Genomic DNA, 24,768 nt, shown 5'->3' with positions numbered 1-24,768 from the left:
CGAGGCCTGTGCGACACTGGCCGCACGACCGAGGGAGGCACGTCATGGCTGCGATCGACCCCAAGAAGACACTCGATTCATACCGGGCGAAGCGGGGCGAGTTCCGCGTCATCGACGTGCCGCCCATGCAGTACCTGATGGTCGACGGTGCGGGCGATCCGAACACCTCTCCCGCTTACGTACAGGCCGTCTCGGCGCTGTTCCCCGTGGCCTACACGCTCAAGTTCGCCAGCCGGGACGAGCTCGGCATCGATACGGTCGTGATGCCGCTCGAAGGTCTCTGGCACGCGCCCGACATGGAGTCCTTCACCTCACGCCGAGACAAGTCGGCCTGGCTGTGGACGATGATGATCATGGTCGGCGACCACGTCACCGCGTCGATGTTCTCCGACGCCGTGGAGGCCGTGGCACAGAAGGCCGTGAAGAAGAAGGAGCCGGTGCCCGCTCTGGAGGCCGTGCGGCTGGAGACGCTCGACGAGGGCACGAGCGTGCAGACGCTGCACATCGGCCCGTTCGACGATGAGGGCCCGGTGCTCGATGACCTGCACCAGCGTTTCATCCCCGAGAGCGGCTTGCAGATGCGGGGGCTGCACCACGAGATCTACCTGAGCGACCTGCGCCGCACCGACCCCGCGAAGCTGCGCACCATCCTCCGCCAACCCGTCGTACCGAGCGCCTGACCGGCGCGATCCCTCGAATTATCAAGCCCCTCTTCGGAGTCGGCCGCCGACGGATACTCTTCATCGATGAGCACGGTCAAGCATGCGGCGCGCGTCGCCAAGGGATCGTCGGCCTTCCGGCGGATCGCCCGCGTCGGATTCGTCGTCCTCGGGCTGATCCACGTCGTGATCGGATCGATCGCCATCTCCATCGCGGCCGGTGCATCGGGGGATGCCGATCAAGACGGTGCGATGGAGCAGATCCGTCAGAATCCCGTCGGAGGACTGCTGCTCGTGCTCGTCGCCGTCGGCCTGATCGCGCTGGCCGTATGGCAGATCGCGAGCGCCTTCCTCGCCGCCGACCCCGCGGAGACGAAGAAGTGGGGTCAGCGCATCAAGCTCTTCGGCATCTCGCTCTCCTACCTCGTCGTCGCCGCCATGGCCCTCATCTACGCCGTGGGCGGCCGCGCCGACTCGGAGACGGCGTCGAAGACCCTCAGCTCGGTTGTGCTCTCGGCTCCCGGAGGCGTGGTGCTGCTCGTCATCATCGGTCTCGCGGTGGCGGGCGTCGGCGTGGGCTTCGTCGTCGGCGGCTTCACGAGGGGCTTCGAGAAGTTGCTCGACCTGCCATCGGGGGCCGCGCGCGGCGGCATCGTGACTCTCGGGGTGATCGGCTACTTCGGCAAGGGCATCGCCGTGGCCGTCACCGGGGTGCTGTTCGTCGTGGCCGCGGTGACGCAGGACCCGGAGAAGGGGGCGGGGCTGGATGCCGCCCTGCACAGCCTGCTCGTGCTGCCGTCGGGGCCTGTCATCCTGGGCGCCGTGGGTGCGGGGTTCGCCGTCTACGGAGTCTTCTGCATCGCCCGTGCCCGGTTCGCGCGTATGTGATCACGGCTCGGGACGTTCACGCGGTCGCGGGCTTCTCACTCCACACCAGGAGGAAGGCGCCGAGCGCGATCATCAGCCCGCCGCCGGTCGCGCCCATCGCCTCGATGCGCCGAGGAGACCGGCCGAACCACTCGCGGGCCGCGCTCGCGAGGAGCACCCACACGGCGTCGCAGGTCACGCCGATCGCCACGACGATGACTCCGAGCAGGAGGAGCTGCGCAGGCACGGAACCGGCCTGCAGGTCGACGAACTGCGGCAGTATCGCGAGGAAGAACGCGATCGACTTCGGGTTGGTGACGCCGACGACGAATCCCTCGGTGAGCAGCCGCCACCCGGAGCGTCTCGCCTGCGTGGCGACCATGGCCCGTGCCGCGTCCTTGCGGTGCCTGATGGCCTGGATCCCGAGGAAGATCAGGTAGCCGGCGCCGAGCACCTTGACGATCGTGAAGAGCACGACCGACTGCGCGATCACCGTGCCGACGCCGAGTGCGACGGCCACGACGAGGACGATCGAACCGATCGCCGTGCCGAGGATGCTGAGGAATCCGCCCATGCGTCCGAGCGACATGGCCCGCCCGATCGTGAAGAGCACGGTGGGTCCGGGGATCACGACCATGACGAACGCCGCGACGATGAAGGCGAGCAGCGTGTCCTGGGCGATCATGGGATGAGCCTAGAGGTACGGGTGTCGGGCGGTCGATCTTCGAAGCGCCCGACACCGGATGGTCAGGCCTTGCCCCAGAAGCGGTCCTCCGCGTCCTGGTCCTCGCTCATCAGCCAGATCTCGACGATGCGGCCGTCGGCGACGCGGAAGACGTCGACGCCGTGCTGGTCGAGATCTTCCTGTCCCGCACGCTGCGCGCGGAAGCGCACGGTGGCCGACACCAGGTCGCCGCTCTCGGTCGCCGATTCGGTCTCGAGCGCGAACGTGCTGCCGCTCAGCTCCATGAATCGGCCGAGGTGCGCGAGGATCGCGTCAGGGCCGACATGATCGCCCGACACCTGGTTCGCTCCGGGCTGGTGCCACACGGCATCCGGGTGGAAGGTCGCAGCGAGCGCCTCCATGTCTCCCGCGGCCATGGCCGCACCGTACTGTCCTACGACGTCGATCGCCGACATGATGCTCCTTCTGATTGGGTCGGTATTCTGAGCATCCAGCGTCTCGCCAGGGGCGCGGTTACTTCAACGTCACCGGGAGGAGGGCGCATGTCGAGCGAGTGGACCGTGTTCTCCGCCAGTTGCCCGTCTCGGGCGTCTCTCGCACGGATCGCGAACAAGTGGACCGCGATGATCGTCGTCCTCCTGCACGAGCAGCCGTTGCGCTTCGGCGAGCTGCACCAGCGGATGGACGGGATCACGAAGAAGGTGCTCGTCGATACGCTTCGTGCGCTCGAGCGCGACGGCATGCTGGATCGCGGCGTCGGTGACGATGGGCATTCCCGGTATCTGCTCACCCCTCTCGGGCGGACCCTGCACGAGCCGCTCCAGGCGCTGCAGGTTTGGGCGGAGTCGCATGTCGAAGACGTCCGTGACGCGCAGGATCGCTACGACGAGGTCGCCGACGAGAAGATGCTCGGCGGGCGCTGACCGACGAGACCGCGCCCACCCGTCTCCCACAGGTGGGAAACTGGAACGATGAGCGTTTCTCCCGGTGTCGACGTGATCGCCCCCCTGAACGAGGCCGAGGTGCGGCGCATCCGCGGGGACTTCCCGATCCTGGCAGCGCGGGTGCACGGGCACCCGCTCGTGTACCTGGATTCCGGGGCGACTTCGCAGCGTCCGACCGCGGTGCTCGATGCCGAGCGCGACTTCGCGACCTCCATGAACTCGGCCGTGCACCGTGGGGCGCACACGCTCGCCGCCGAGGCGACCGAGCTGTTCGAAGACGCCCGTGCCGCCGTCGCGCGCTTCGTCGGCGCCGATGACGACGAGATCGTCTGGACGTCGAACGCGACCGAGGCGATCAACCTCGTCGCCTATTCGCTCTCGAACGCGTCGCTCGGGCGTGGGGGAGCAGCCGCCGAGCGCTTCCGGCTCCGCGAGGGCGACGAGATCGTGACCACCGAGATGGAGCACCACGCGAACCTCATCCCGTGGCAGGAGCTCGCAGCGCGCACCGGAGCGACGCTGAAGGTCATCCCTCTCGACGATGACGGAGCACTGCGGCTCGACGCTGCGGCCGAGCTGATCACCGCGCGGACCAAGCTCGTCGCGTTCACGCACGTCTCGAACGTGCTCGGTGTGATCAACCCCGCAGACCAGCTGGTCGCCCTCGCCCGCGAGGTCGGTGCGTTGACGCTGCTCGACGCCTGCCAATCGGCACCGCATCTGCCGCTCGACGTGCACGCGCTCGATGTCGACTTCGCCGTGCTCTCCGGCCACAAGATGCTCGGTCCCACCGGCATCGGCGCGCTCTACGGACGCCGTGAGGTGCTGGCTGCCATGCCCCCGTTCTTGACCGGCGGCTCGATGATCACCACCGTCACCACCACCTCGGCCGAGTACCTCCCGCCGCCGCAGCGCTTCGAGGCCGGCACGCAGCGTGTCTCGCAGGCGATCGCGCTCGCCGCGGCCGTGGGCTATCTGACCGAGGTGGGGATGCCGCGCATCGCCGCGCACGAGGCAGCCTTCGGTCGCCGACTCGTCGACGGGCTGAGCGCGATCGACGGCGTGCGTGTTCTCGGCGCCGGCATCGACCTGCCTCGCGTGGGCCTCGCTGCCTTCGACGTCGAGGGCATCCACTCGCACGACGTCGGCCAGTTCCTCGACGATCTCGGCATCGCCGTGCGCGTCGGCCATCACTGCGCCCAGCCGCTGCACCGCCGCCTCGGCGTGACCTCGTCTACGAGGGCGAGCACCTACCTGTACACGACCGATGCCGAGGTGGACGCCGTGATCGATGGCGTCGCCGGCGCCATCGACTTCTTCCGGAGGGGCGCATGAGCGACCTGCAGAACCTTTACCAGGAGCTGATCCTCGATCACTCGCGCACCCCGCACGGCTATGGGCTGCGCGATGAGATCGCGGCGCAGTCGCACCAGCTGAACCCGACCTGCGGCGACGAGATCACGCTGCAGGTGCATCGCGATGCCGACGGCAGCGTCGAGGCGATCGCGTGGGAGGGGCACGGGTGCGCGATCTCCCAGGCTTCGGCCTCGCTGCTCGCAGAACTCGCCGAGGGGCTCACGGTCGACGACCTCGAGATCCGCATCGCGGCGTTCCGTGAGGCGATGCGCTCCCGCGGCAAGATCGAGCCGGATGAGGAGCTGCTCGGCGATGCCGCGGCCCTCGGCGGGGTGTCGAAGTACGTGGCGCGCGTCAAGTGCGCCATGCTCGCCTGGGTCGCCGCAGAAGACGCGCTCACCCGCAGCTGAGGTGCAGGATGGACGCATGTCACTGCGCCTGAAGCCTCTGCCGGCCGACCGTTTCGACGAGTGGCGTGCGGTCGCCCGCGAGCACATCATCGACGGCAACCGGGCATCGCGCAGGCGCATCGGCGCCGACGCCGTCACCTTCGCCGACGAGGTCCTCGAGAGCCTGCTGCCCGATGGTCTGGCAACACCATCGGTGCGTGTCCTCCGCGTCGATGACGACGTGCAGGGAGAGCTCGGAACGCTCTGGCTCGTCATCAGCGACCCCAAGCTGTTCATCCTCGACCTCGATCTCGGCGCACCGTTGACCGACGCCCAGAACGACGACCTGCTCGCGGGGATCGTGGCGATCGGGCGCGAGGGGGGTGCGACCAGGATGGGTGCCTCCCTCTTCCCACAGGATGTGGCCGCCCGGGCGTTCGTCGATGGGCGCGGATTCGAGCTCGCGTCGATTCAGATGGTGATCGAGCCGCTGCCCGTGCGCGAGGTCGCACCGCACGTCGAGGTGTCGCCGATGACCGCGCAGCGCTTCACCCGTTTCGCCGCGGCGTCGGAGGAGGGGTTCGCGCAAGACCTCGTCGAGTCGGGGCGCTACACCGCGGAAGACGCGGCCGCGGAGTCGCATCGCCAGATGATCGCTGAGCTTCCGCACGGGCTCGACACCGAGGGGCAGGAGCTGTTCACCGCATCCGTCGACGGGGTCGAGGTGGGCATCCTCTGGTTCGGCATGCGCGAACGGGATGGGCGTCCGCACGCGTTCATCCTCGATATCGAGGTCGCCGCGGATCAGCGGCGGAAGGGGTACGGTCGCGAGCTGATGCACGCTGCCGAGCGCGAGGCCCGTCGACTCGGCGCCGAATCGATCGGACTGCACGTCTTCGGCTTCAACACCGGCGCCGTGGAGCTCTACGAAAGGCTCGGCTACCGTCGCACCGAGGAGAGTCTGCTGCGCGATCTCTGAGTGTCGGTCATCGGACGACTCGGCGGGAATAGTCGTGCGCCCCGTACGTTGGGCCGAACATGACAACTCTCGGAATCATCGGTGCAGGACACATCGGCAGCCAGGTCGCACGAGTCGCCGTGGCGAACGGCTACGACGTGGTGATCGCCAACTCGCGGGGGCCGGAGACGCTCTCCGACCTGGTCGCGGAGCTCGGGCCGCGTGCCAAGGCGGCCACCGCGGAGGATGCGGCTTCGGCAGCTGACGTCGCCGTCGTCACGGTGCCGTTGCGTGCGATCGACAGCCTTCCGGCCGAGCAGCTCGCCGGCAAGATCGTGCTCGACACGAACAACTACTACTTCGAGCGCGACGGGCACATCGATGCCCTCGACAAGGGGGAGACCACGACGTCGGAGCTGGTGCAGCGGGCCCTTCCGGATTCGAAGATCGCGAAGGCGTTCAATCACATCTACGCGTCGGAGATCACCAGCGACGGCAAGCCTGCAGGAACCGCAGGTCGTCGTGCTCTGGCCACTGCGGGGGATGACGCCGAGGCCGTCGCCTTCGTGACGCGGTTCTACGACGAGGCCGGCTTCGACACGGTGAATGTCGGAGCGCTCAGCGAGTCGTGGCGGGTGGAGCGCGACCGTCCGGCCTACGTGGTGCGGCAGAACGCCGAGGAGCTCACCGCGAATCTCGCGATCGCCAACCGCCTGCCCTGATCGGAGCCTGGGCGAGGGCGACGCGGGACCCCGCACGCCCTCGCCGCCGACCCGATGGCGGAGCGGGGACGGCGGCGTTGGGATACCAAAAGTTGATGAAACGCCGCCGACAATGCGAGAATGCCCAGATGGCGGGGGCTATAGCAGCAAACGGTGAACTCGAGTCGGTGAGAGTCACGCGGATTCTTCGCGACGACATCGTCCTGGGTCGGCGCGTGCCGGGGGCCCGACTGGTGGAGCGCGATATCGCGGCAGAGCTCGGCGTGTCCCGGCTGCCGGTGCGCGAAGCCATCCGCACGCTCGTCGCCGAGGGAGTCGTGGTCGCTCGCCCTCGCACCTGGGCTGTGGTCCGGGAGTTCACGCACCGCGACATCCAGGACTTCGCCGAGGTGCGCGAAGCCATCGAGACGCTGATCTTCGTCTTCGCGGCCGAGCGGCACGACGATGCCGGTATCGCCCGCATCCGCGACGCCTACGAGCGCGAACTGGCGGCTGCCCGTGCCGAGGACTCGGAGGCCGCGAGAGTCGCCGCGGCCGAGTTCCACGAGATCGCTGTCGAGCTCGCCGCGAATGAGATGCTCGGCGAACTCATCGCCGTCTTCCTCACCCGCCTGCGGTGGTTGTTCGGCCAGCACGATGATCTGCTCGCGATGGCCGACGAGCATCGCATCATCCTCGAGGCGCTGACCGCGCGCGACACCGATGCGCTGCGCCGGATCGTCCCCGCACACCTCGCCAGCGGGCAGTCCGCAGCGGAACGGCGTCTTGCCGACGACAGCGATCTGATGGTCTGAATGGCCCGGTTCGTTCCCGCGCGGGTCTCGGGGACAACCGCGGCGGCTCCGGTTGTATATTGGGGCGATCGGAGTCGGTCCGGAACTGTTCGCGCTGTCCTGGGGAGCGAGATGCGGAATCTTGCTGTCGCCGTCGGATGCCTGTTGCTTCTCGGTGGGATCACGCTCGTCGCGATCGCCGATCAAGAGCGTCTGACAGCGGTCGCCGCGGTCAAAGCGGAGATCGTGCGCGTCGAGCGCGCCCTCGACGAGTCGCGCGGCGAGAACCTCGAGCTCGCCGAGAAGCTCACGGCCCTGCGTTCGCAACTCGCCGAGCAGGACACCGAGCTCGCCGACACGACAGGGTTCCTGCAGTGATCCGGCGGGTGCTGTCGGTCACGGTGGCGGCGTCGATCCTGTTGGGCGCGGGGATGTTCGCCCGGGCGGACGCACTCGAGCAGGAGCGTGCGGCGGCAGTCGCCGAGCTCGTCGCCGTGAACGACCAGTACCACGATGCCGGGCAGCGCACCGACTACCTCGACGGCGCCGTCGCGCGCGCGGAGCAGGACACCGCCGACCGTGCCGCCGTGCTCGCTCTGCGTCCGGCGTTCCTCACCGAGGTCGAGGCGCTGACCACGGCTCTGAAGGGGGCAGACGGAAGGGTCGACACCGCAGCCCACCGGGCCGCCGCACTCTCGGCGCAGCAGACCGTGCTGGCCGAGAAGGAGAATCCGGACACGGTGGCTGCGGCCACGGCGACCATCCACGCGCTCACCGAGAAGGTCGGCACCGAGGTCGCATCGTGGCAGGCTGCGCAGAGCTCAGGCCCCGGCGGGCCCATCTGGTCATCCAGCGGACCGGACGGGTATGCGCGCGTGCGGGCTGCCCTCGATCTCGTCGGCGGCGGGGGGATCGGGTTGTACGAGTCGTCGTCGTGCGCGGGTGGGAACGCCCCCGCGTGTGCGAACAGCAACGGATACATCAAGTACCGCGCCGACATCGCGAACTGGGGCTCCGGGCGACTGAACTGGGCCATGGCGCACGAGCTCGCGCACATCTACCAGTTCCGGGTGTGGGGTGCCCTCACCTCGTCCGGCGCCTACGGGTCAATGTTCGGCGGCGACCCGGAGTTCCTCGCCAACTGCATGGCCCTCGTCCGGGGGTACCCCGGTTCGGTCGGCTGCGACGGAGACCAGCAGGCCTGGGCGTCGGGCATCTGGGTGGGTGCCGTCCGCTGAGAGGCACCGCTTCTCGAGCCCGGTTCAGGCCGCGGGCGTCGTCGTGTCGATCGCCGCGCGCAGGGGGCGCCGCATCACCCGCCAGTACGAAGACGGGGCGATGCGCGTGAGCACGTCGATCAGGCGGGCCTCCCGGCCGACCATGGTGCGCACCGCTCGCCGCTCGGTCGCGCGGACGATGCGCGCCGCGGCATCCGCCGGCTCCGTGTGGTACATCGCGGCTTGGGCTGCGGCGGCGCGAGAGGCGACGGCCGGTTCGATCGCGGCGGCGTAGCGGCCGTGCAGGATGATCCCGGTGCGGACCCCTGCCGGGTAGACGGCGCCGACGCTGACCGAGGTGCCTTCCAGCTCGTGTCGCAGCGCCTCGGAGAACGCGCGGACGGCGAACTTGCTCACCGCATACGGGATCCGACCGGCGGGAGCTGCGAGCGCATAGACGCTGGCCAGGTGCGTGATGTGGGCGGCCGGTGCGGCACGGAGTGCGGGGAGCAGGGCCTTGGTCACGGAGACCGTGCCCCAGAGGTTCACGTCGGTGAGCCAGCGCATCTCCTCCATCGTGAGCTGGTCGAGGTTGCCGAGCATCGATGAGCCCGCGCACGTGATGAGGGCATTGATCCGCGGGTGGGCGGCGCTGATCTCGGTGGCGGCGGCGAACACGGCCTCGTCGTCGCGGAGGTCGACCACGTGCGTCGTCACCCGCGCGCCGCTCAGCTCTCCGGCCACTGTCGCGAGCGCGGCGGCGTCGTGATCGATCAGGGCGAGGTTCGTCCCGCGGGCGGCCAGCAGGCGCGCGATGTCGGCGCCCATGCCGTGCGCGGCGCCGGTGATCACGGTGGTGCTGCCGGTGAGATCGAGATGCTTCATGAGTCTCCTGCGGGGCCCGATCCGGGGGCGTACCGGCGGATGTCGGATGGGTGGGGCAAGCTGATCCGGAACCATTCTGGCCGACACTGCGCCGCAGTGATACCGCTACGCTCAAGGAGAGGAGGTACCGGTGGGACGAACAGCGGATGCCATCGCCGAAGGCGTCGCGATCGCGACCGCTGCCGCGCGCCTCGCCGTGAAGAATCACATCCTCATCGGCACCATCGCCGAAGACGGCGTCTTCGACATGGAGAAGTACATCGACGACGCCCGCGAGGCGCTTCGGGCGATGGCCGAGGAATCGGAAGAAGCCACCGCCACCGTCACCGCACTGCGCAAACGGGCCAGAGGTCGACACTCCGACCCGGTCGGCACGCACGACTACCGCGACCGCGATGTGCGAAACCTGCGTCGTCGGGCCAAGCAGTCCACCGGGGTCGCCGTGCGACTGCGGGAGATCATGCAAGACCGAGAGCGTCTCGCCCAGATCGTCGAGGAGGCGAGGGATGCGGCGTGGGCCGATGTGCGTCACAACCTCGACCGTCGACTGCGGGTCGAGGGCATGCGTCCTGACCAGGATCCCGATTACAACCGCATGCGCGAAGCACGTATGCAGGCGCTGCGACTCGTCGATCTGCAGGCGCTCTCATCGGAGCAGAGAGCGAAGGCCAAACGTCGCAAGAAGCAGCAGAAAGCGGCCGCAGAAGCCGACTGAGGCCTCGTTTCGCTTTCGAGTCGGGACTGTTGTAGGCTGTTCTACGGCCCGCTGAGCGGGCTGGGCGCCCGTAGCTCAATGGATAGAGCATCTGACTACGGATCAGAAGGTTAGGGGTTCGAGTCCCTTCGGGCGCACACTGTGTTGAGACAGTAAAGGAACGGCTTCCACTTCGGTGGAGGCCGTTTCTGCGTTAACGCCGGCCGTCACAACGCCCACTGTCAGTCCATCCGTCGACGCCGCATGTGGTCGTGCCCGTCAAGGCATTCTTCTACGCTGTCCAAATATTATGTGTAAGGATAGGCACACCTAACTTTAGGAGTTGAATGGTGTCTGACCTGCTCACGTCCTCGACCGTCGATGTCTACCGCTCGCAGATCGCGCGTACCGCGTCTCGGGTGGCTGCGAGATTCGCCGAGACCCGGCAACCCGCCTCTGGTGCCTCCCTCGGCGAACTGCAGGAACTCGTGGACCGGGTCGATCTCGCGGGTGCGGGCGTCGGCACTCCGTCGGCGATCCGCGAGGTCGACGAGCTCTTCCTCGCCCACGCCGTGTGGTTCCATCACCCGCTGTATGCCGCGCACCTGAACTGCCCCGTCGCCATCCCCGCCGTCGCGGCCGAGACGATCCTCGCGGCCGTGAACACCTCGGTCGACACCTACGACCAGTCGACGGTCGGCACCCTGATGGAGCGCCGGCTGATCGAGACCGTGACGGAGTGGGTGGGCTTCGCCGCGGGCGACGGCATCTTCACCTCCGGAGGCACGCAGTCGAACTTCCATGCGCTGTTCCTGGCCAGAGAGGCGGCGCTGGCAGAGATCGAGGGCTCGCGTACGGCGACGATCGCCCGCCTGGTCGTCTTCACCGCGGCTTCCAGCCACTTCAGCGTGGGCAAGTCGTCCCTGCTCCTCGGCCTCGCCGATGACGCGGTCGTCGAAGTGGCCGATGACGGGGAAGGGCGGATGCTCCCGGCCGAACTCGACGCGGCGGTCTCCGCGGCCGTGGCCGACGGCCGGGTGCCGATGGCCGTCGTCGCCACCGCAGGCACCACCGACCGCGGGGTGATCGACGATCTCGCGGGCATCGCCGCGGTGTGCGACGCCCGCGGTCTGTGGCTGCATGTGGATGCCGCCTACGGAGGAGGGCTCCTGCTCTCGTCCCGGCGCCGGCACCTTCTGGACGGCATCGAGCGTGCGCGTTCGGTGACGGTCGACTTCCACAAGAGCTTCTTCCAGCCGGTCTCCTCCAGCTCCCTGCTCGTGCGCGATCCTCGCGATCTGGCTGCCGGCGCCTGGCATGCCGACTACCTCAACCCGCTGGAGAATCACGAGCCCAACCAGGTGGACAAGTCGCTGCAGACCACGCGCCGCTTCGATGCGCTGAAGCTGTGGGTGACGCTCCGATCGATGGGGGCGGCGCAGATCGGGGCGCTGTTCGACGCGGTCATCGACCTGGCTGCCGATGCCGGCGACCTGGTCGAGGCGGATCCCGAGCTCGAGCTGATCGCCCGCACCCAGCTCAGCACCGTGCTCTTCCGTGTGTGCCCGGAAGGCGCATCGCCCCTGATGCAGGACGAGCTCGTGGCGGGGGTGCGCCGCGTGCTGTTCGAGTCCGGCCGGGCGCTCGTCGCGAAGACGGTGATCGACGGGAGGCCGTGCCTGAAGCTGACGCTCCTCAACCCCGACACCACCCTCGACGACGTGCGGGAGATCCTGGAGATGGTGAAGGACACGGCGACCGCTCTCGCGGGGATCTCGCCGGATCTCGTCGCCGCGGAGGCCTCGGCATGACCGCGGACGTGCACGACCTGATCGGCATCGGCATCGGCCCCTTCAACCTGGGGCTCGCCTGCCTCGCGGAACCGCTCGGGCTGGACGCGGTGTTCCTCGACCGTGCCGACGGGTTCCGCTGGCATCCGGGGATGATGATCGAGGGATCGACCATCCAAGTGCCGTTCCTGGCGGATCTCGTGACCATGGCCGACCCCACCTCGCCGTACTCGTTCCTCAACTGGCTGAAGCAGTCGGGGCGGCTCTACCCGTTCTACATCCGTGAGAGCTTCTACGCCCTGCGGGCCGAATACGACGCCTATTGCCGTTGGGCGGCCGGACAGCTGCGGCAGCTGCACTGGAACCATGAGGTCGTCCGGGTCGAGCACGATCCCGTCGACGACGTCTACGTGGTGCAGGCGATGCGGACCGACACCGGAGAGGAGCGCACGCTGCGCGCCAGGCACGTCGTGGTCGGCGTCGGTACGACCCCGACGATCCCGCCGGCTCTCCGCGACGTCGCCGGCCACGCCGTGCACAGCTCGGCCTACCTGGAGAATCGCGATGCGCTGCGGGCGACGGACTCGATCACCGTGGTCGGCAGCGGCCAGTCGGCTGCCGAGATCTACCGCGACCTCCTCGAGGGTGCACGCGACGGCTCCTACCGTCTCGACTGGATCACGCGGTCGCCGCGCTTCTTCCCGATGGAGTACACGAAGCTCACTCTGGAGATGACCTCGCCGGAGTACACCGACCACTTCCACGCCCTGCCCGTCGCGCTGAGACAGCACCTGGGCCGCGAGCAGCGGAGCCTGTACAAGGGCATCTCGGCCGATCTCATCGACGACATCTACGACACCCTCTACCGGCTCAGCGCCGAGGGGTCGGTGCCGACGACGCTCCTCACCGACACCGAGGTCACCGCTGCGGAGTGGGACGGTGATCGCTACCGGCTGGTGCTGCAGCACGGCCAACTCGGGGAGCAGCACGAGTGGGACACCGCCTCGCTGATCCTCGCCACCGGATACTCCGCTCAGACGCCGCCCTTCCTCCAGGGCATCGCCGACCGCCTGGACTGGGACGGCTTCGGGAGGTTGGACGTCGCGCGCGACTACAGCGTCGACGGGGGTCGCGGACGCGTGTTCGTGCAGAACGGCGAAGAGCACACGCATGGGCTGACCGCTCCGGATCTCGGTTTCGGAGCGTGGCGCAATTCCTCGATCCTCGCGTCGATCGTGGGCCGCGAGGTCTATCCGATCGAGCGTCGGATCGCGTTCCAGGACTTCGGCGTCCCGACCGCAGCCAGGCGCACGTCCGCGGTCGGCGGGGAGGTCGTGCGATGACGACGACGACCGGGCTCGACACGTCGATCACCGCCGCCAGCCCGAAGCGGGACGCGGCCCTGCTGCACCGCTGGCTGGCAGACCCCCACTCGGCGTACTGGGGCATGACAGACCTGGATGTCGCCGCCGTCGAGAACTACCTCGCCGCTCTCGATGCGGATCCTGCGCAACAGCCCTGGCTCGGGCTGGTCGACGGTACCCCGACGTTCTATGCCGAGACCTATGACCCGGCACGGGTGCTGCTGACGGGGATCCACGACGCGGCGCCGGGGGACATCGGCATGCATGTGCTCGTGTCGCCCCCGGGTGCGGCCCACAGGCACGGGCTGACCGATGCCGTCTTCGCCGCCGTGATGCGGTGGTGCTTCGACGAGCTCGGTGCGACGCGGGTGGTCGTCGAGCCGGATGCGGGCAACGCGCGCATCCGCGCGAAGAACGTGCGCGCCGGCTTCGAGGAGCTGCGCGAGGTCGTCATCGACGAGGGCGACCACCTCAAGACCGCGATGCTGTCGGTGTGCACCCGCGCCGGTTTCGCGAATTCCGAACTCCTCCGCCTCGACCGAGAGGGACGCGCATGATCGCCCCCGCCGCCCACCTGACCCCCGATGCGCTGGAGCGCGCGCAGCGCCACCTCGTCGCCAAGGCGCTCGCGGAGTTCAGTCACGAACGGCTGATCGTCCCGGAAGCCTGCGGCGATGACGGGTGGCGCCTCGGCGTGCCCTCCACCGGCGTCGAGTACCGGTTCCAGGCTCTGCGCACCGAGCTGGAGCACTGGATCATCCAGGAGAGCAGCATCCGCCGCCTCGTCGACGGGACGGAGACCGTGCTGGACGCGCAGCAGCTGATCCTCGAGCTGCAGCCGACGCTCGGCCTGTCGGACGAGCTCCTCCCGCTGTACCTCGAGGAGATCGCCTCCACGCTCGCCGGCTCGATGTTCAAGATCGCTCAGCGCGGACCGTCGGCGCCGGAGCTGGTCGACGCCGACTTCCAGACGATCGAGGCCGCGATGACCGAGGGCCATCCGGGGTTCGTCGCGAACAACGGACGCATCGGCTTCGGCGTCGCCGATCACGCAGCGTTCGCTCCGGAGGCCGCACGGGCGTTCCGCATGGTGTGGGTCGCCGCTCGACGATCGGCCGCTCACCTCTCGCTCGGTGCCGGTCTCACCGAAGAGGCGCTGCTTTCGGGAGAGCTGAGTGCCGCCGAACGTGACCGCTTCGCCTCCCGGCTTCGCGAGCTGGGCGAGGATCCGACCGATTTCCTCCTGCTCCCGGTGCATCCGTGGCAGTGGGAGAACCGCGTGACGATCACCTTCGCCCCCGACCTCGCCAGGCGCGACCTCGTCCTCATCGGCGAGAGCGAGGACGAGTACCGCGCCCAGCAGTCGGTGCGGACCATGTTCAACGTCTCGCACCCGCAGCGGCACTACGTGAAGACCGCTCTCGCGGTGCAGAACATGGGGTTCCTCCGGGGCCTCTCGCCGGCGTACATGCGCGTCACTCCTGCGATCAACGATTGGGTCGCCGCGGTCGTGGCCGCGGATCCGACGTTCGCGGGGGCCGGCTTCCAGGTGCTCCGAGAGCGCGCGGCGATCGGCTACACGGGCGATGTGTATCACCGCACCGCGGAGCCGTCCGCCCACCGGAAGATGCTCGCCGCGCTCTGGCGTGAGAGTCCCGTCCCACTGCTGACCGGGTCTCAGCGGCTGGTGACTCTGGCGTCGCTCCTGCACCGGGACGGCGAAGGCGCATCTGTGGTCACCGCGCTGATCCGTGCCTCCGGCATTCCTTCGCCCGTGTGGGTCCGACGCTTCCTGCGTGCCTATCTCCGACCGATCGTGCACAGCCTGTTGGCCCATGACCTCGCCTTCATGCCGCACGGCGAGAACCTCATCCTCATTCTCGAGGGGCATGTGCCGACCGGGGTGTTCATGAAGGACATCGGCGAGGAGGTGGCAGTGCTGGCGGATCGCGCGCTGCCGGAAGACGTGCGACGCATCGTCGCCCCCGTCGACGATCAGGAGAAGGCGCTCGCGGTGTTCACCGACGTCTTCGACGGGGTGCTGCGGCATCTGGCCGGCATCCTCCACGTCGACGGCACGCTGAGTGAGACGGAGTTCTGGCGCCTGGTCGCGGAGACGGTCGACGAGCACGCCGACGAGCATCCCGATCTGGAGTCTCTCGTCGATCTGCGGGCCGATGCTTTCGCCCACTCGTGCCTGAACCGTCTGCAGCTGCGCAACACGCTGCGCATGGTCGACCTCGCGGACCAGTCCTCGTCGCTGATGTACGCCGGCACGCTCGACAACCCCATCGCCCGGTCGCGCATCCTCCCTCCCGCGTCTCTGTCGGTCGTGGGAGGCTGAGCGGATGGCAGAGCTGTTCCGCGACGCCCTCGGCGTCCCGCACATCCGGGCGACGGATGCGCGGGACCTCGCCGACGCGCAGGGAGAGGTCACCGCGCGGGACCGCGGGTGGCAGATCGAGGTCGACCGGTTGCGTTCGGCCGGGCGTCTGTCCGAGCTCATCGGAGAGGCGGGCCTCGACTGGGACGTCTTCGCGCGCCGGGCGAGGATCGACGACACCGCCCGTCAGGCGTTCGCGGCGCTCGACGAGGAGACCAGCACGTTCGTGCGGGCGTACACGGCCGGCGTCCGCCGGGGGATGGATGCCGCCGGTAAGCATGCCTCCGAGTTCCGCGTCCTCGACGAGGTCTTCGGCGACGCCCGCCCGCTCACACCGTGGGCGGACCACGATCCACTCGGCGTCCTGCATGTCGCGCACGTGCTGTTCTCGACGTTCCCGCACGTGCTGTGGCGCGAGAGGGTGGCCACCGTCCTGGGCGACGACTGGGTCGACGTGTTCGTCGGGGATGACACGTCTCCGACCGCCGGGAGCAATGCGTGGGCGCTGCACGGCTCGCGCACCGAGAGCGGATCGCCGATCGTCGCGGGGGATCCGCATCGGATGTTCGAGCTCCCCGGCCCGTATCAGCAGGTGCGTCTCGCCTGCGAGGAGTTCGATGTCGTCGGCCTCGCGTTTCCCGGAGTTCCCGGCGTCCCGCATTTCGGGCACACCGGTGACGCGGCATGGGGAATCACGAACGCGATCGCGCACAGCGTCGATGTCTTCGAGGAGCGTCTCCGGGCGCGGGACGGCGGCTACGACGCGTGGGGGCCCAGCGGGTGGGCGCCCGTCGACGTCGTACGCCATCGCATCGCGGTGCGCGGGGGCGCCACCGTCGAGGTCGAGGCGCTGGAGACGGCCCACGGCTGCATCGTCACCGACCTGCAGGAGGCGGATGGCGCTCTGCGTGCGTGGAGCATGCGGCATCCGGCGCGGACCGGGGCGGATCTCGGTTTCGGTGCGATCCTGCCGCTGCTGCGCGCGCGCACTGCGCAAGACGTGATCACGGCGTTCTCCCGGTGGGTGGATCCCGTCAACAGGGTGCTCGCCGCCGACCGCGCCGGCGATGTGCTCTCGGCGACCGTCGGCACCGTTCCGCGACGGGACCGTGCCGAAAGACGACGCATCCTCCCTGCAGCATCCACCGCGCCTGCCCCTGACCGCGAACGCATCAGTGCGGTCGCCGTGCACGACGTCGCCGTCGATGCGAACGAGCGGCCGTCCGCCGCGTCGATCGACTTCGGATGGGCCTATCCGTCCGCTCATCGAGCCGCCCGGATCTCACAGCTGCTCGGCGCGCTCGATCCGCGCACGGTGGATGAGTTCGGGCCGATCTGGGGCGACACCGAATCGGGAGCAGCCGTCACCATCCTCGCCCTGCTCCCCGCGGGCGAGCTCTCACCGAGCGCCGCGGGGGTGCGGGATCTGCTGGCCGCCTGGGACGGGAGGGCGGATGCCGACTCGGCAGCTGCCGGAGTCTTCGGTGCGTGGCGCAATGCCCTGGTCCGAGCCGTGACGGCGCATCCGGCGCTGTCGCCGCTGCAGGAGCCGCATCCGTTCGGCGCGGTCTTCGACCCCTGGATGCGGGTGGAGGGGCAGGTCGCCTCCGTCCTCGCTCGGATCCTGCAGCACCCCGCGCTCCGTGACGATGCTGCCGCGCTCGTGCGCGCCTCGTTGGAGGAGGCCGCGGATGCGCAGCGCTGGGGTGCGACGCATCGGATGCTCCCGCTGCACGTCCTCGCCGAGGTCCGGGGTGCAGCCGTCCCCGGCGAGAACCTGGACATCCCGCTGTCCGGTGACGGCGACGCGGTCCGCTGCACGGGATCGACGCCCGGGCTCACCGACCGCGCGTGGCGGGGCTCCGTCGCGCGATGGGCGTGGGATCTCGCCGACCGGCAGCAGAGCGTCTGGAGCGTGCCGTTCGGGGCGTCCGGCGACCCCGACTCCGCACACTTCGCCGACCAGCTGGACGACTGGGCGGCCATCGACCCGACACGCATCGTCACAGACTGGAGCGCTCTGCGCGCTGACCACCCGACCGGAGCCGCATGACCGTCACCCGCAACCCGTCGCGCCTCGTGAGCGGGCCGGCCGGAGCCGTCGTCCGCACGATCGACTCCGCAGAGCTCGGACGCCTGGAGTTCACGGTGCTCGATCCGGTCGCCGACCTGGCGATCCTCCATGAGTGGGTGTCCCGTCCCAGCTCCCGCTTCTGGGGGCTCTCGGCACTGTCACCCGACGAGGTCCGTGACCTCTACCTCTACGTCGACGGGTTGACCAGCCATCACGCGTTCCTCATCCGCCGAGACGGACTGCCCGTCGTGCTGCTGCAGACCTACGAACCGGAGAACGATCCGCTCGGCGAGGCCTATGCGCCACTCCGAGGTGATGCCGGCATCCACTTCCTGCTGGGCGATCGCGGCATCGTCGTGCCGGGATTCATGAGCAGGCTCGTCGACGCGGTGGCGGAGTTCCTGTTCTCGAGCCCTGAGGTCGACCGGGTGGTCATCGAACCGGATGTGGACAACGGGCGCGCTGTCGCGAGGGCGCAGAAGTCCGGTTTCGAGCTCGGCCCGCGCGTGGTCCTGTCGCAGAAGACCGGGCAGCTCGCCTTCCTCACGCGGGAACGTTGGCTGAAGCTGCGTGCTGAGCGCGCGTGATCGAGGTCAGAGCAGGCTGGTGATCGCCGGGTCGCGGCCGGCGACCTCTGCGGCCGTGGCGACGATCACGCGGCGGATCGCGGCGACGGCGACGGCCGGAGTGACATCGGCGCGATGGGCGAGGCTCACGGTGCGGGTCATCATGGGGTGCGTCAGCCGGACGGAACGCAGTGCAGGGCGATCGAGCAGCACCATCGCCGGAACCACCGCGACGCCGACACCGCGCTCGACGAAGCGCAGCACGGCATCCATCTCCGCACCCTCGAGCACGTGGTTGGGTCGAAGCCCCTCGGCGCGGAAGGCCGCGTCGGTCGTCGCTCGAAGCTCGTAGGTCTCGTCGAGGGCGATCAGCGGGAGGGTGGCGAGGTGGTGGAGCGTCATCGATGCCGAGCTCGACACCGGCGGCTCGGTCGCAGCTGACACGACGACGAGTTCTTCGGTGAGCAGGGGCATCCGCGTGAGGCTGAACCCTGAGGGCGGTGGGCCGTCGGATTCGGTGATGAGCGCGATGTCGACCGCGCCGACGGCGAGCTCTTCGACGAGTCGACGGGAGCCGCTCTCGGTCAGGTGCAGGTCGATGCCGGGATGCGCCGAATGGAACGAGCTGATCGCTTCGGCGACGAGGCTGATGCAGAGGGTGGGCGGTGCGCCCAGGCGCACGCGTCCGCGGCGCAGGCCTGCCAGTTCCCCCATCTCGTCGCGGATGGCATCGGCCTCGGCGAGCATGCGCTGTGCGCGGGGGAGGAGCGTCTCGCCGGCAGCCGTGAGAGCGATGTGGCCGCGTGCGCGGTGGAACAGTTCGGCGCCGAGTTCGCGCTCGAGAGTCGAGATCTGTCGGCTCAGCGACGGCTGTGCCAGGTGCAGGTGCTCGGAGGCGCGGGTGAAGTGTCCGAGACGCGCGACCTCGACGAACCCGCGGAGCTGCTCGAGGTTCATGGCCATAGCCTACCCGTATCGTTTCAAGTCGGACTATGCATTGGAGTTATTAGGATCCCCTAACTACCGTGGATCGCATGGCTACGCGCGAACGTCAGATATCCACCACCGTCCTCGTCATCGGCACCGGAGGCTCGGGCCTGCGGGCAGCGATCGAGATCGCCGAACACGGTGTCGACGTGCTCGCCGTGGGTAAACGACCGCGGCAGGATGCGCACACCTCGCTTGCCGCCGGCGGCATCAACGCGGCACTGGGCACGATGGACTCCGACGACAGCTGGCAGCAGCACGCGGCCGACACCATCAAGGAGAGCTACCTGCTCGCCAACCCGCACACGGTCGAGATCGTCACGCAGGGCGCCGAGCGCGGCATCCGCGATTTGGAGCGCTGGGGGATGGACTTCGCCCGCGAAGACGACGGCCGCATCTCGCAGCGCTTCTTCGGTGCCCACACCTTCCGCCGCACCGCGTTCGCCGGTGACTACACGGGCCTCGAGATCCAGCGCACCCTCGTGCGCAAGGCCGAGCAGCTCGAAGTTCCGATCCTCGACCACGTCTACATCACGCGCCTGCTCGTGCGCGACAACGTGGTGTTCGGCGCGTACGGCTTCGACCAGGCCGACGGCACCCGCTACCTCATCCACGCGGATGCCGTGATCCTCGCCGCGGGCGGTCACAACCGCATCTGGCGGCGCACCTCGTCCCGCCGCGACGAGAACACGGGCGACTCGTTCCGCCTCGCGGTCGATGCCGGTGCCCGCCTGCGCGACCCCGAGCTCGTGCAGTTCCACCCCTCAGGCATCATCGAGCCCGAGAGCGCGGCCGGCACGCTGATCTCCGAGGCTGCTCGCGGGGAGGGCGGCATCCTCCGCAACGCCCTCGGCGAGCGGTTCATGGAGAAGTACGACCCGGAGCGCATGGAGCTTTCGACCCGCGACCGCGTCGCCCTCGCCGCCTACACCGAGATCCAGGAAGGACGCGGCACCGAGAACGGCGGCGTCTGGCTCGATGTCTCGCACCTGCCGCGCGAGACGATCATGACCCGTCTGCCCCGCGTCTACCAGACGATGATGGAGCTGCAGATGCTCGACATCACGACCGATCCGATCGAGATCGCGCCGACCGCGCACTACTCGATGGGTGGGGTCTGGGTGCGTCCGGAAGACCACCAGACCGACGTCGACGGGCTCCACGCGATCGGCGAGGCGTCGAGCGGACTGCACGGCGCCAACCGTCTCGGCGGCAACTCGCTCATCGAGCTGCTCGTCTACGGACGCATCGTCGGGCAGGCGGCCATGGAGCATGCGGCCGGGCTCGACGCGCAGCGCCGGTCGGCGACGGCGGTGGCTGAAGCGCGGGCCGAGATCGACGATCTGCTGGCAGCGGAGGGCCGCGAGAACGTCCGTGCCCTCCAGCGCGCGATCCGCAACCTCATGACCGAGTACGCGGGCGTCGTGCGCTCGGAGGAAGGGCTGCTCGCCGGCCTCGCCGACCTCGACATGATCGAGGGGCGCATGGAGGACATCGGCATCCACCCCGACATCGCCGGGTTCCAAGACCTTGCGCATGCGTTCGACCTCAAGGCGTCGGCGCTCGCCGCCAGGGCCACTCTCGAGGCTGCGCTGGAGCGCCGGGAGACGCGCGGATGCCACAACCGCAGCGACTTCCCCGACAGCGACCCCACGCTGCAGGTGAACCTGGTGTGGTCGCCGACCGATGGTGTGACCCGCGAGCCGATCCCCGCCATCTCGCCGGAGATCGCCGAGCTCATGCGCGAGGTCGACACCGCGGGCAAACTCGTCGAATAGCTGCATCCACGTCTGTTCCGGTCGCACTTCCTGCCGCTCGATCGCCGATCTCGCGGCAGGAAGTGCGACCGGAGCTGTGAGGGTACCGGCCGCGGGCTCAGTCGGCCTGCGGATCCTCCGCGTCGATCACGCCGATGCCGACGGCTTCGTGGTCGGGCTCGGGGTCGGTGCGCTTCGGTGCTTTCGGCTCCTCGCCCGGAGCCTTCTCGGTGCTCGGCTCTTCGAGGTCTTCGGTGCTGGGAAGTTCGCTCGGGTCGGCGTCTTCGGGGGAGTCGGCCTCCGCCGGCGTCGTCACCTCGCCCTCGCTCGTGTCCGACGAGGCGGGCGTGGGGGTCTGTGCCTCGGGCGAGAGCTCGTCGGTCGGCTCCGGCTCGGGATTGCTGTTCGTCATGATGGGCCCTTTCGGCGATGTGTCCGATCAGCATGTCGCGACCGAGAGCCCGGTTGAAGGGGGTTGACGTGGCGGCGGGTTAATCCCGGTGAACCGAAGCGGCGAATCCGGCGTAGCCTGGAGGAGTGACAGCGTACGTCTCGGCCTTCGACCTCTTCTCCATCGGAGTGGGGCCTTCGAGCTCCCATACGGTCGGCCCGATGCGGGCGGCCCTCGACTTCGCGCGACGCCTCACCGCAACCGGCATCCTCCCTACGGTGGCCCGCGTCGGCAGCACGCTCTACGGGTCTCTCGGAGCGACCGGAATCGGGCACGGGACGCCGGATGCGGTGGTCGCCGGCCTCTGCGGACTCACGCCCGAGGCGTGCGACCCCGCCGAAGTCCGCGCCGCCTGGACCGACCTGCCCGAGCACGCCGTGATCCGCATCGACGGCACGCACGAGGTCCCGTTCGTGAAGGACGACATCGTCTTCGCCCCGCGCACGCGGCTTCCCGGGCACCCGAACGCCATGACGATCACCGCGTGGGATGCCACGGGGCAGACGGTCGCCGAGGACACGTACTACTCGGTGGGCGGCGGGTTCATCCGTCGCGACGGCGAGGAAGCGAAGATCACGACCGCGGGTTTCCCGTACTCGTATGCGGATGCCGCATCGTTGCTCGCCCTCTGCGACGAGAACGGGCTCTCGATCGCCGAGGTCGCCCGGCTCAATGAGTCCTCATTGCGCAGCGAGGAAGAGGTCGCTGCCGGCCTCGACGCGATCTGGGACGCGATGTCGGGGTGCGTCGATGCTGGTCTCCACGCCGAGGGGACGCTGCCCGGCTTCCTGAAGGTCAAGCGACGGGCCGGGGTGATCCGCGGCCAGCTCGAAGAGGTCGAGGCCGACGGTCATCGCGAGCTGCCGGGTGAGTGGCTGGGCGCCTTCGCTCTGGCCGTCAACGAGGAGAACGCGGCGGGCGGACGAGTGGTCACCGCGCCCACGAACGGTGCTGCCGGAATCCTCCCCGCCGTCGCCATGTACTGGTGGCGGTTCCTCGCCGACTCGGGACTCGGGGCGGGCAATGCGGTGACGCCCTACGGTGAGCTGGTCGGCAGTGCGCTGCTGGGCTTCGAGCCGGAGGTCAGGGCCGTGACCGACGGGGGCGACCTCGATGAGGAGCAGACGGCAGAGGCGAACCGTCGCCGAGGCATCCGTCGCTTCCTGCTGACGGCCACCGCACTCGGGTCGCTGTTCAAAGCCAACGCGTCGATCTCCGGGGCCGAGGGCGGATGCCAGGCCGAGGTCGGATCCGCCTGCGCCATGGCAGCCGGAGGCCTGACCGCGGTGATGGGCGGCACGAACCGCCAGATCGAGAACGCCGCCGAGATCGCGATGGAGCACCACCTCGGTCTCACCTGCGACCCGATCGGCGGCCTCGTGCAGATCCCGTGCATCGAGCGCAACGCGATCGCCGCGTCGACGGCCGTGACCGCCGCTCGTCTCGCCCTGCGCGGTGACGGCAGTCACTACGTCTCGCTGGATGCGGTCGTGGAGACGATGCGGCAGACGGGCGCCGACATGTCGACGAAGTACAAGGAGACCAGCGAGGGCGGTCTCGCGGTCAACGTCATCGAGTGCTGACGGCCCCAGCGCTGCCGACCCCTCGCTGCCGTGTCGGACTCCGCCGGTAGTCTCCTCGGAGCGCGCACGAGCGGGCACGTGACGGGGAGGAATCGGATGGACGCGTTCTGGGAGCCGAGCTCTCGGCGTCGGCGGCAGCAGCCGGTCGTGGCGGTGCGTCCGAACGACGACGCCCCGACGCCCGGCGCGGGCTGGCCGACCGACATCCCCGCTGTCGCCCAGGTGCTGCGCGAGGGGATCGACCTCGACCCGGGTGTCACGTTCCTCGTGGGCGAGAACGGCAGCGGCAAGTCCACCCTGGTCGAGGGCATCGCGATCGCGTACGGCCTCTCCCCGGAGGGCGGGTCGCGGCAGGCCATGCACACGACCCGTGCGACTGAGTCGCCGCTGTCGGACTGGCTCCAGCTGCAGCGGGGTGTGGGCGCGAACCGGTGGGGGTTCTTCCTCCGGGCCGAGACGATGCACTCGTTCTACACCTATCTCGAGGAGAATCCCGGGGGTGCCGATGCGGCTTTCCACGAGATGAGCCACGGCGAATCGTTCCTCGCGATCCTGGAGAGCCGGTTCGATGAGCCCGGCTTCTACTGCCTCGATGAGCCGGAGGCGGCGCTTTCCTTCAACTCGACCCTCGCTCTCATCGCGGTGCTGCGCCGCATCGCCGACGAGGGCGGCCAGGTGCTGTGCGCGACGCACTCGCCGGTGCTGGCGGCTCTCCCCGGGGCGAAGATCCTCGAGGTGGGGGAGTGGGGCGTGCGCCCGGCCGAATGGAACGACCTCGAGATCGTGAACCACTGGCGCTCGTTCCTCGAGCATCCGACCCGCTACCTGCGTCACCTGCTCGACTGAACCCGGGTCCGGGGCGCGGAGCGAAGTCGTAGGCTGACGGGCATGACCGAGCAGAAGCCTCCGCGGCGTCGCGGCCGCCCGCGGGGCGTCTCCGACTCGCGGGCGCGCATCATCGCGGCCGCGGTCGACGACTTCGGCGAGAAGGGGTACGACGGCGCGACGATCCGCTCGATCGCCGCTCGCGCCGGGGTGGACTCGGCGCTCGTGCACCACTACTTCGGCACCAAGGCCGATCTTTTCGCCGAAGCTGTGGGCATCCCGCTGCGGCCGGACATCGACGTGCCGGGGATCCTCGCGGGGCCTCGCGGCGAGATCGGCGAACGTCTGATCCGCTACGTCCTCGAGGCCTTCGAACAGCCGGAGGTGCGAAGACGCGGGGTCATGCTGTTGCGCACCGCGATCGGGAGTCGGCTCACGACCCCGTTGCTGGCAGGGTTCCTGTCGCGTGAGCTCCTCTCCCGCGTCGCTCGAAGCCTCGATGCCGACGACGCAGATCTCCGGGCCTCACTCGTCGCATCGCAGATCGCCGGCATGCTCATCGCCCGCTACGTGCTGCGGCTTCCGGCGCTCGCGGCCGCATCGGTCGATGAGCTCGTCGCCCGGGTCGGCCCGACCCTGCAGCGCTACCTCTTCGACTGACCCCGACGCCCCCTGCAGCCGCCCCGACGCCCCCGCGCCGCCGTTCCGCACAGCTTCGGAGTTCCGTGCTGACACGCGGGCACCTCGCAGCGGGTGGTGGCGCGTCGGCTCCGCTCTCCGAAGTTGTGCGGGGGCAGCACGCGAACCCCGTTGACGCGATCGACCCGCAGGCGGATAAT

Annotated in this window: 26 protein-coding genes and 1 tRNA gene; 22 read left to right on the top strand and 5 right to left on the bottom strand. The window is 69.2% G+C overall.

The features are described from left to right. Positions 1 to 44 precede the first annotated feature (44 nt). Both CQ040_RS11515 and CQ040_RS11510 read left to right on the top strand, forming a co-directional pair. Positions 45 to 680 (top strand): GyrI-like domain-containing protein, encoded by a 636-nt coding sequence (locus CQ040_RS11515; RefSeq protein WP_105526428.1) that lies wholly within the window; start codon positions 45 to 47, stop codon positions 678 to 680. 66 nt (positions 681 to 746) lie between these two features. Beyond that, complete coding sequence (locus CQ040_RS11510; RefSeq protein WP_105526429.1) at positions 747 to 1,547, top strand: DUF1206 domain-containing protein; 801 nt, start codon at positions 747 to 749, stop codon at positions 1,545 to 1,547. Between the two features lie 16 nt (positions 1,548 to 1,563). Here the strand turns inward: CQ040_RS11510 and CQ040_RS11505 are convergent, their stop codons facing one another. Together CQ040_RS11505 and CQ040_RS11500 are read right to left on the bottom strand one after the other, a co-directional pair. Beyond that, positions 1,564 to 2,211, bottom strand: a complete 648-nt coding sequence (locus CQ040_RS11505; RefSeq protein WP_105526430.1) for a LysE family translocator — start codon at positions 2,209 to 2,211, stop codon at positions 1,564 to 1,566. 62 nt (positions 2,212 to 2,273) lie between these two features. Beyond that, entirely contained in the window at positions 2,274 to 2,666 is a 393-nt protein-coding gene (locus tag CQ040_RS11500) for a nuclear transport factor 2 family protein (RefSeq protein WP_105526431.1), read from the bottom strand. Between the two features lie 87 nt (positions 2,667 to 2,753). Here CQ040_RS11500 and CQ040_RS11495 point away from each other — a divergent pair, with 87 nt between their 5' ends. From CQ040_RS11495 to CQ040_RS11460, 8 genes are all read left to right on the top strand, one after another. Next, complete coding sequence (locus tag CQ040_RS11495) at positions 2,754 to 3,134, top strand: helix-turn-helix domain-containing protein (protein WP_105526432.1); 381 nt, start codon at positions 2,754 to 2,756, stop codon at positions 3,132 to 3,134. 48 nt (positions 3,135 to 3,182) lie between these two features. Then, complete coding sequence (locus CQ040_RS11490; RefSeq protein WP_105526433.1) at positions 3,183 to 4,490, top strand: aminotransferase class V-fold PLP-dependent enzyme; 1,308 nt, start codon at positions 3,183 to 3,185, stop codon at positions 4,488 to 4,490. Beyond that, positions 4,487 to 4,921, top strand: a complete 435-nt coding sequence (gene sufU / locus CQ040_RS11485) for a Fe-S cluster assembly sulfur transfer protein SufU (protein WP_105526434.1) — start codon at positions 4,487 to 4,489, stop codon at positions 4,919 to 4,921. Before CQ040_RS11490 ends, sufU begins: the two co-directional genes overlap by 4 nt. Positions 4,922 to 4,937: 16 nt before the next feature. Beyond that, on the top strand, positions 4,938 to 5,879 hold the full coding sequence (locus CQ040_RS11480; protein ID WP_105526435.1) for a GNAT family N-acetyltransferase: 942 nt from the start codon (positions 4,938 to 4,940) through the stop codon (positions 5,877 to 5,879). A 59-nt stretch (positions 5,880 to 5,938) separates the two neighbouring features. Further along, entirely contained in the window at positions 5,939 to 6,580 is a 642-nt protein-coding gene (locus tag CQ040_RS11475; protein ID WP_105526436.1) for an NADPH-dependent F420 reductase, read from the top strand. Positions 6,581 to 6,747: 167 nt separating this feature from the next. Next, positions 6,748 to 7,374, top strand: a complete 627-nt coding sequence (locus CQ040_RS11470) for a GntR family transcriptional regulator (protein ID WP_258131399.1) — start codon at positions 6,748 to 6,750, stop codon at positions 7,372 to 7,374. 111 nt (positions 7,375 to 7,485) lie between these two features. After that, a complete protein-coding gene (locus CQ040_RS11465) occupies positions 7,486 to 7,731 on the top strand; it encodes a hypothetical protein (RefSeq protein WP_028502085.1) in 246 nt (81 codons plus the stop codon). Beyond that, positions 7,728 to 8,591 carry a hypothetical protein gene (locus CQ040_RS11460; protein WP_105526438.1) on the top strand — a complete coding sequence of 288 codons (864 nt, stop codon included), beginning with the start codon at positions 7,728 to 7,730 and terminating at the stop codon, positions 8,589 to 8,591. Before CQ040_RS11465 ends, CQ040_RS11460 begins: the two co-directional genes overlap by 4 nt. Before the next feature lie 24 nt (positions 8,592 to 8,615). On the opposite strand, the gene CQ040_RS11455 is transcribed toward CQ040_RS11460, so the two are convergent. Next, entirely contained in the window at positions 8,616 to 9,455 is an 840-nt protein-coding gene (locus tag CQ040_RS11455) for an SDR family oxidoreductase (protein WP_105526439.1), read from the bottom strand. Between the two features lie 130 nt (positions 9,456 to 9,585). Here CQ040_RS11455 and CQ040_RS11450 point away from each other — a divergent pair, with 130 nt between their 5' ends. The 8 genes from CQ040_RS11450 (at position 9,586) to CQ040_RS11415 (ending at position 18,347) form a co-directional block, all read left to right on the top strand. After that, the gene (locus CQ040_RS11450) at positions 9,586 to 10,170 is read left to right on the top strand and encodes an asparagine synthase (protein ID WP_105526440.1); all 585 of its coding nucleotides are present in this window, start codon (positions 9,586 to 9,588) and stop codon (positions 10,168 to 10,170) included. Positions 10,171 to 10,234: 64 nt separating this feature from the next. Further along, positions 10,235 to 10,307: transfer RNA gene (locus CQ040_RS11445), tRNA-Arg, on the top strand. Positions 10,308 to 10,496: 189 nt separating this feature from the next. Then, complete coding sequence (locus tag CQ040_RS11440; RefSeq protein WP_105526441.1) at positions 10,497 to 11,960, top strand: pyridoxal-dependent decarboxylase; 1,464 nt, start codon at positions 10,497 to 10,499, stop codon at positions 11,958 to 11,960. Then, complete coding sequence (locus CQ040_RS11435; protein ID WP_105526442.1) at positions 11,957 to 13,282, top strand: lysine N(6)-hydroxylase/L-ornithine N(5)-oxygenase family protein; 1,326 nt, start codon at positions 11,957 to 11,959, stop codon at positions 13,280 to 13,282. Before CQ040_RS11440 ends, CQ040_RS11435 begins: the two co-directional genes overlap by 4 nt. Next, positions 13,279 to 13,860 (top strand): GNAT family N-acetyltransferase, encoded by a 582-nt coding sequence (locus CQ040_RS11430; RefSeq protein ID WP_105526443.1) that lies wholly within the window; start codon positions 13,279 to 13,281, stop codon positions 13,858 to 13,860. Before CQ040_RS11435 ends, CQ040_RS11430 begins: the two co-directional genes overlap by 4 nt. Further along, positions 13,857 to 15,647 carry an IucA/IucC family siderophore biosynthesis protein gene (locus CQ040_RS11425; RefSeq protein ID WP_105526444.1) on the top strand — a complete coding sequence of 597 codons (1,791 nt, stop codon included), beginning with the start codon at positions 13,857 to 13,859 and terminating at the stop codon, positions 15,645 to 15,647. Before CQ040_RS11430 ends, CQ040_RS11425 begins: the two co-directional genes overlap by 4 nt. Positions 15,648 to 15,651: 4 nt before the next feature. After that, the gene (locus CQ040_RS11420) at positions 15,652 to 17,739 is read left to right on the top strand and encodes a penicillin acylase family protein (protein ID WP_105526445.1); all 2,088 of its coding nucleotides are present in this window, start codon (positions 15,652 to 15,654) and stop codon (positions 17,737 to 17,739) included. Then, positions 17,736 to 18,347, top strand: a complete 612-nt coding sequence (locus tag CQ040_RS11415) for a GNAT family N-acetyltransferase (RefSeq protein WP_105526446.1) — start codon at positions 17,736 to 17,738, stop codon at positions 18,345 to 18,347. The genes CQ040_RS11420 and CQ040_RS11415 overlap by 4 nt, the downstream gene beginning before the upstream one ends. Positions 18,348 to 18,353: 6 nt before the next feature. On the opposite strand, the gene CQ040_RS11410 is transcribed toward CQ040_RS11415, so the two are convergent. After that, complete coding sequence (locus CQ040_RS11410) at positions 18,354 to 19,289, bottom strand: LysR family transcriptional regulator (RefSeq protein WP_105526447.1); 936 nt, start codon at positions 19,287 to 19,289, stop codon at positions 18,354 to 18,356. Between the two features lie 71 nt (positions 19,290 to 19,360). Between CQ040_RS11410 and CQ040_RS11405 the strand changes: the two genes are divergently transcribed. Continuing rightward, on the top strand, positions 19,361 to 21,091 hold the full coding sequence (locus CQ040_RS11405; RefSeq protein ID WP_105526448.1) for an L-aspartate oxidase: 1,731 nt from the start codon (positions 19,361 to 19,363) through the stop codon (positions 21,089 to 21,091). Positions 21,092 to 21,188: 97 nt separating this feature from the next. Here the strand turns inward: CQ040_RS11405 and CQ040_RS11400 are convergent, their stop codons facing one another. Then, positions 21,189 to 21,482: a hypothetical protein gene (locus CQ040_RS11400; protein ID WP_181156876.1), complete on the bottom strand. Its 294-nt coding sequence runs from the start codon at positions 21,480 to 21,482 to the stop codon at positions 21,189 to 21,191. Between the two features lie 125 nt (positions 21,483 to 21,607). Between CQ040_RS11400 and CQ040_RS11395 the strand changes: the two genes are divergently transcribed. The 3 genes from CQ040_RS11395 (at position 21,608) to CQ040_RS11385 (ending at position 24,589) form a co-directional block, all read left to right on the top strand. Then, a complete protein-coding gene (locus CQ040_RS11395) occupies positions 21,608 to 23,104 on the top strand; it encodes an L-serine ammonia-lyase, iron-sulfur-dependent, subunit alpha (protein ID WP_105526449.1) in 1,497 nt (498 codons plus the stop codon). 96 nt (positions 23,105 to 23,200) lie between these two features. Beyond that, positions 23,201 to 23,950, top strand: a complete 750-nt coding sequence (locus CQ040_RS11390) for an AAA family ATPase (protein ID WP_105526450.1) — start codon at positions 23,201 to 23,203, stop codon at positions 23,948 to 23,950. Between the two features lie 42 nt (positions 23,951 to 23,992). Continuing rightward, positions 23,993 to 24,589 carry a TetR family transcriptional regulator gene (locus CQ040_RS11385; protein ID WP_105526451.1) on the top strand — a complete coding sequence of 199 codons (597 nt, stop codon included), beginning with the start codon at positions 23,993 to 23,995 and terminating at the stop codon, positions 24,587 to 24,589. The last annotated feature ends 179 nt before the right edge of the window (positions 24,590 to 24,768 follow it).

Source organism: Microbacterium sp. MYb54 (assembly GCF_002979515.1).
Lineage (GTDB): Bacteria > Actinomycetota > Actinomycetes > Actinomycetales > Microbacteriaceae > Microbacterium.
This window is presented reverse-complemented; position numbering and strand designations above follow the sequence as displayed.

What these genes read in the sequence shown, in the direction of transcription:
- CQ040_RS11515 (WP_105526428.1), top strand. Translation starts at nt 45, where the DNA reads ATGGCTGCGATCGACCCCAAGAAGACACTCGATTCATACCGGGCGAAG.
- CQ040_RS11510 (WP_105526429.1), top strand. Translation starts at nt 747, where the DNA reads ATGAGCACGGTCAAGCATGCGGCGCGCGTCGCCAAGGGATCGTCGGCC.
- CQ040_RS11505 (WP_105526430.1), bottom strand. Translation starts at nt 2,211, where the DNA reads ATGATCGCCCAGGACACGCTGCTCGCCTTCATCGTCGCGGCGTTCGTC.
- CQ040_RS11500 (WP_105526431.1), bottom strand. Translation starts at nt 2,666, where the DNA reads ATGTCGGCGATCGACGTCGTAGGACAGTACGGTGCGGCCATGGCCGCG.
- CQ040_RS11495 (WP_105526432.1), top strand. Translation starts at nt 2,754, where the DNA reads ATGTCGAGCGAGTGGACCGTGTTCTCCGCCAGTTGCCCGTCTCGGGCG.
- CQ040_RS11490 (WP_105526433.1), top strand. Translation starts at nt 3,183, where the DNA reads ATGAGCGTTTCTCCCGGTGTCGACGTGATCGCCCCCCTGAACGAGGCC.
- sufU (WP_105526434.1), top strand. Translation starts at nt 4,487, where the DNA reads ATGAGCGACCTGCAGAACCTTTACCAGGAGCTGATCCTCGATCACTCG.
- CQ040_RS11480 (WP_105526435.1), top strand. Translation starts at nt 4,938, where the DNA reads ATGTCACTGCGCCTGAAGCCTCTGCCGGCCGACCGTTTCGACGAGTGG.
- CQ040_RS11475 (WP_105526436.1), top strand. Translation starts at nt 5,939, where the DNA reads ATGACAACTCTCGGAATCATCGGTGCAGGACACATCGGCAGCCAGGTC.
- CQ040_RS11465 (WP_028502085.1), top strand. Translation starts at nt 7,486, where the DNA reads ATGCGGAATCTTGCTGTCGCCGTCGGATGCCTGTTGCTTCTCGGTGGG.
- CQ040_RS11455 (WP_105526439.1), bottom strand. Translation starts at nt 9,455, where the DNA reads ATGAAGCATCTCGATCTCACCGGCAGCACCACCGTGATCACCGGCGCC.
- CQ040_RS11440 (WP_105526441.1), top strand. Translation starts at nt 10,497, where the DNA reads ATGGTGTCTGACCTGCTCACGTCCTCGACCGTCGATGTCTACCGCTCG.
- CQ040_RS11435 (WP_105526442.1), top strand. Translation starts at nt 11,957, where the DNA reads ATGACCGCGGACGTGCACGACCTGATCGGCATCGGCATCGGCCCCTTC.
- CQ040_RS11430 (WP_105526443.1), top strand. Translation starts at nt 13,279, where the DNA reads ATGACGACGACGACCGGGCTCGACACGTCGATCACCGCCGCCAGCCCG.
- CQ040_RS11425 (WP_105526444.1), top strand. Translation starts at nt 13,857, where the DNA reads ATGATCGCCCCCGCCGCCCACCTGACCCCCGATGCGCTGGAGCGCGCG.
- CQ040_RS11420 (WP_105526445.1), top strand. Translation starts at nt 15,652, where the DNA reads ATGGCAGAGCTGTTCCGCGACGCCCTCGGCGTCCCGCACATCCGGGCG.
- CQ040_RS11415 (WP_105526446.1), top strand. Translation starts at nt 17,736, where the DNA reads ATGACCGTCACCCGCAACCCGTCGCGCCTCGTGAGCGGGCCGGCCGGA.
- CQ040_RS11410 (WP_105526447.1), bottom strand. Translation starts at nt 19,289, where the DNA reads ATGGCCATGAACCTCGAGCAGCTCCGCGGGTTCGTCGAGGTCGCGCGT.
- CQ040_RS11405 (WP_105526448.1), top strand. Translation starts at nt 19,361, where the DNA reads ATGGCTACGCGCGAACGTCAGATATCCACCACCGTCCTCGTCATCGGC.
- CQ040_RS11400 (WP_181156876.1), bottom strand. Translation starts at nt 21,482, where the DNA reads ATGACGAACAGCAATCCCGAGCCGGAGCCGACCGACGAGCTCTCGCCC.
- CQ040_RS11390 (WP_105526450.1), top strand. Translation starts at nt 23,201, where the DNA reads ATGGACGCGTTCTGGGAGCCGAGCTCTCGGCGTCGGCGGCAGCAGCCG.
- CQ040_RS11385 (WP_105526451.1), top strand. Translation starts at nt 23,993, where the DNA reads ATGACCGAGCAGAAGCCTCCGCGGCGTCGCGGCCGCCCGCGGGGCGTC.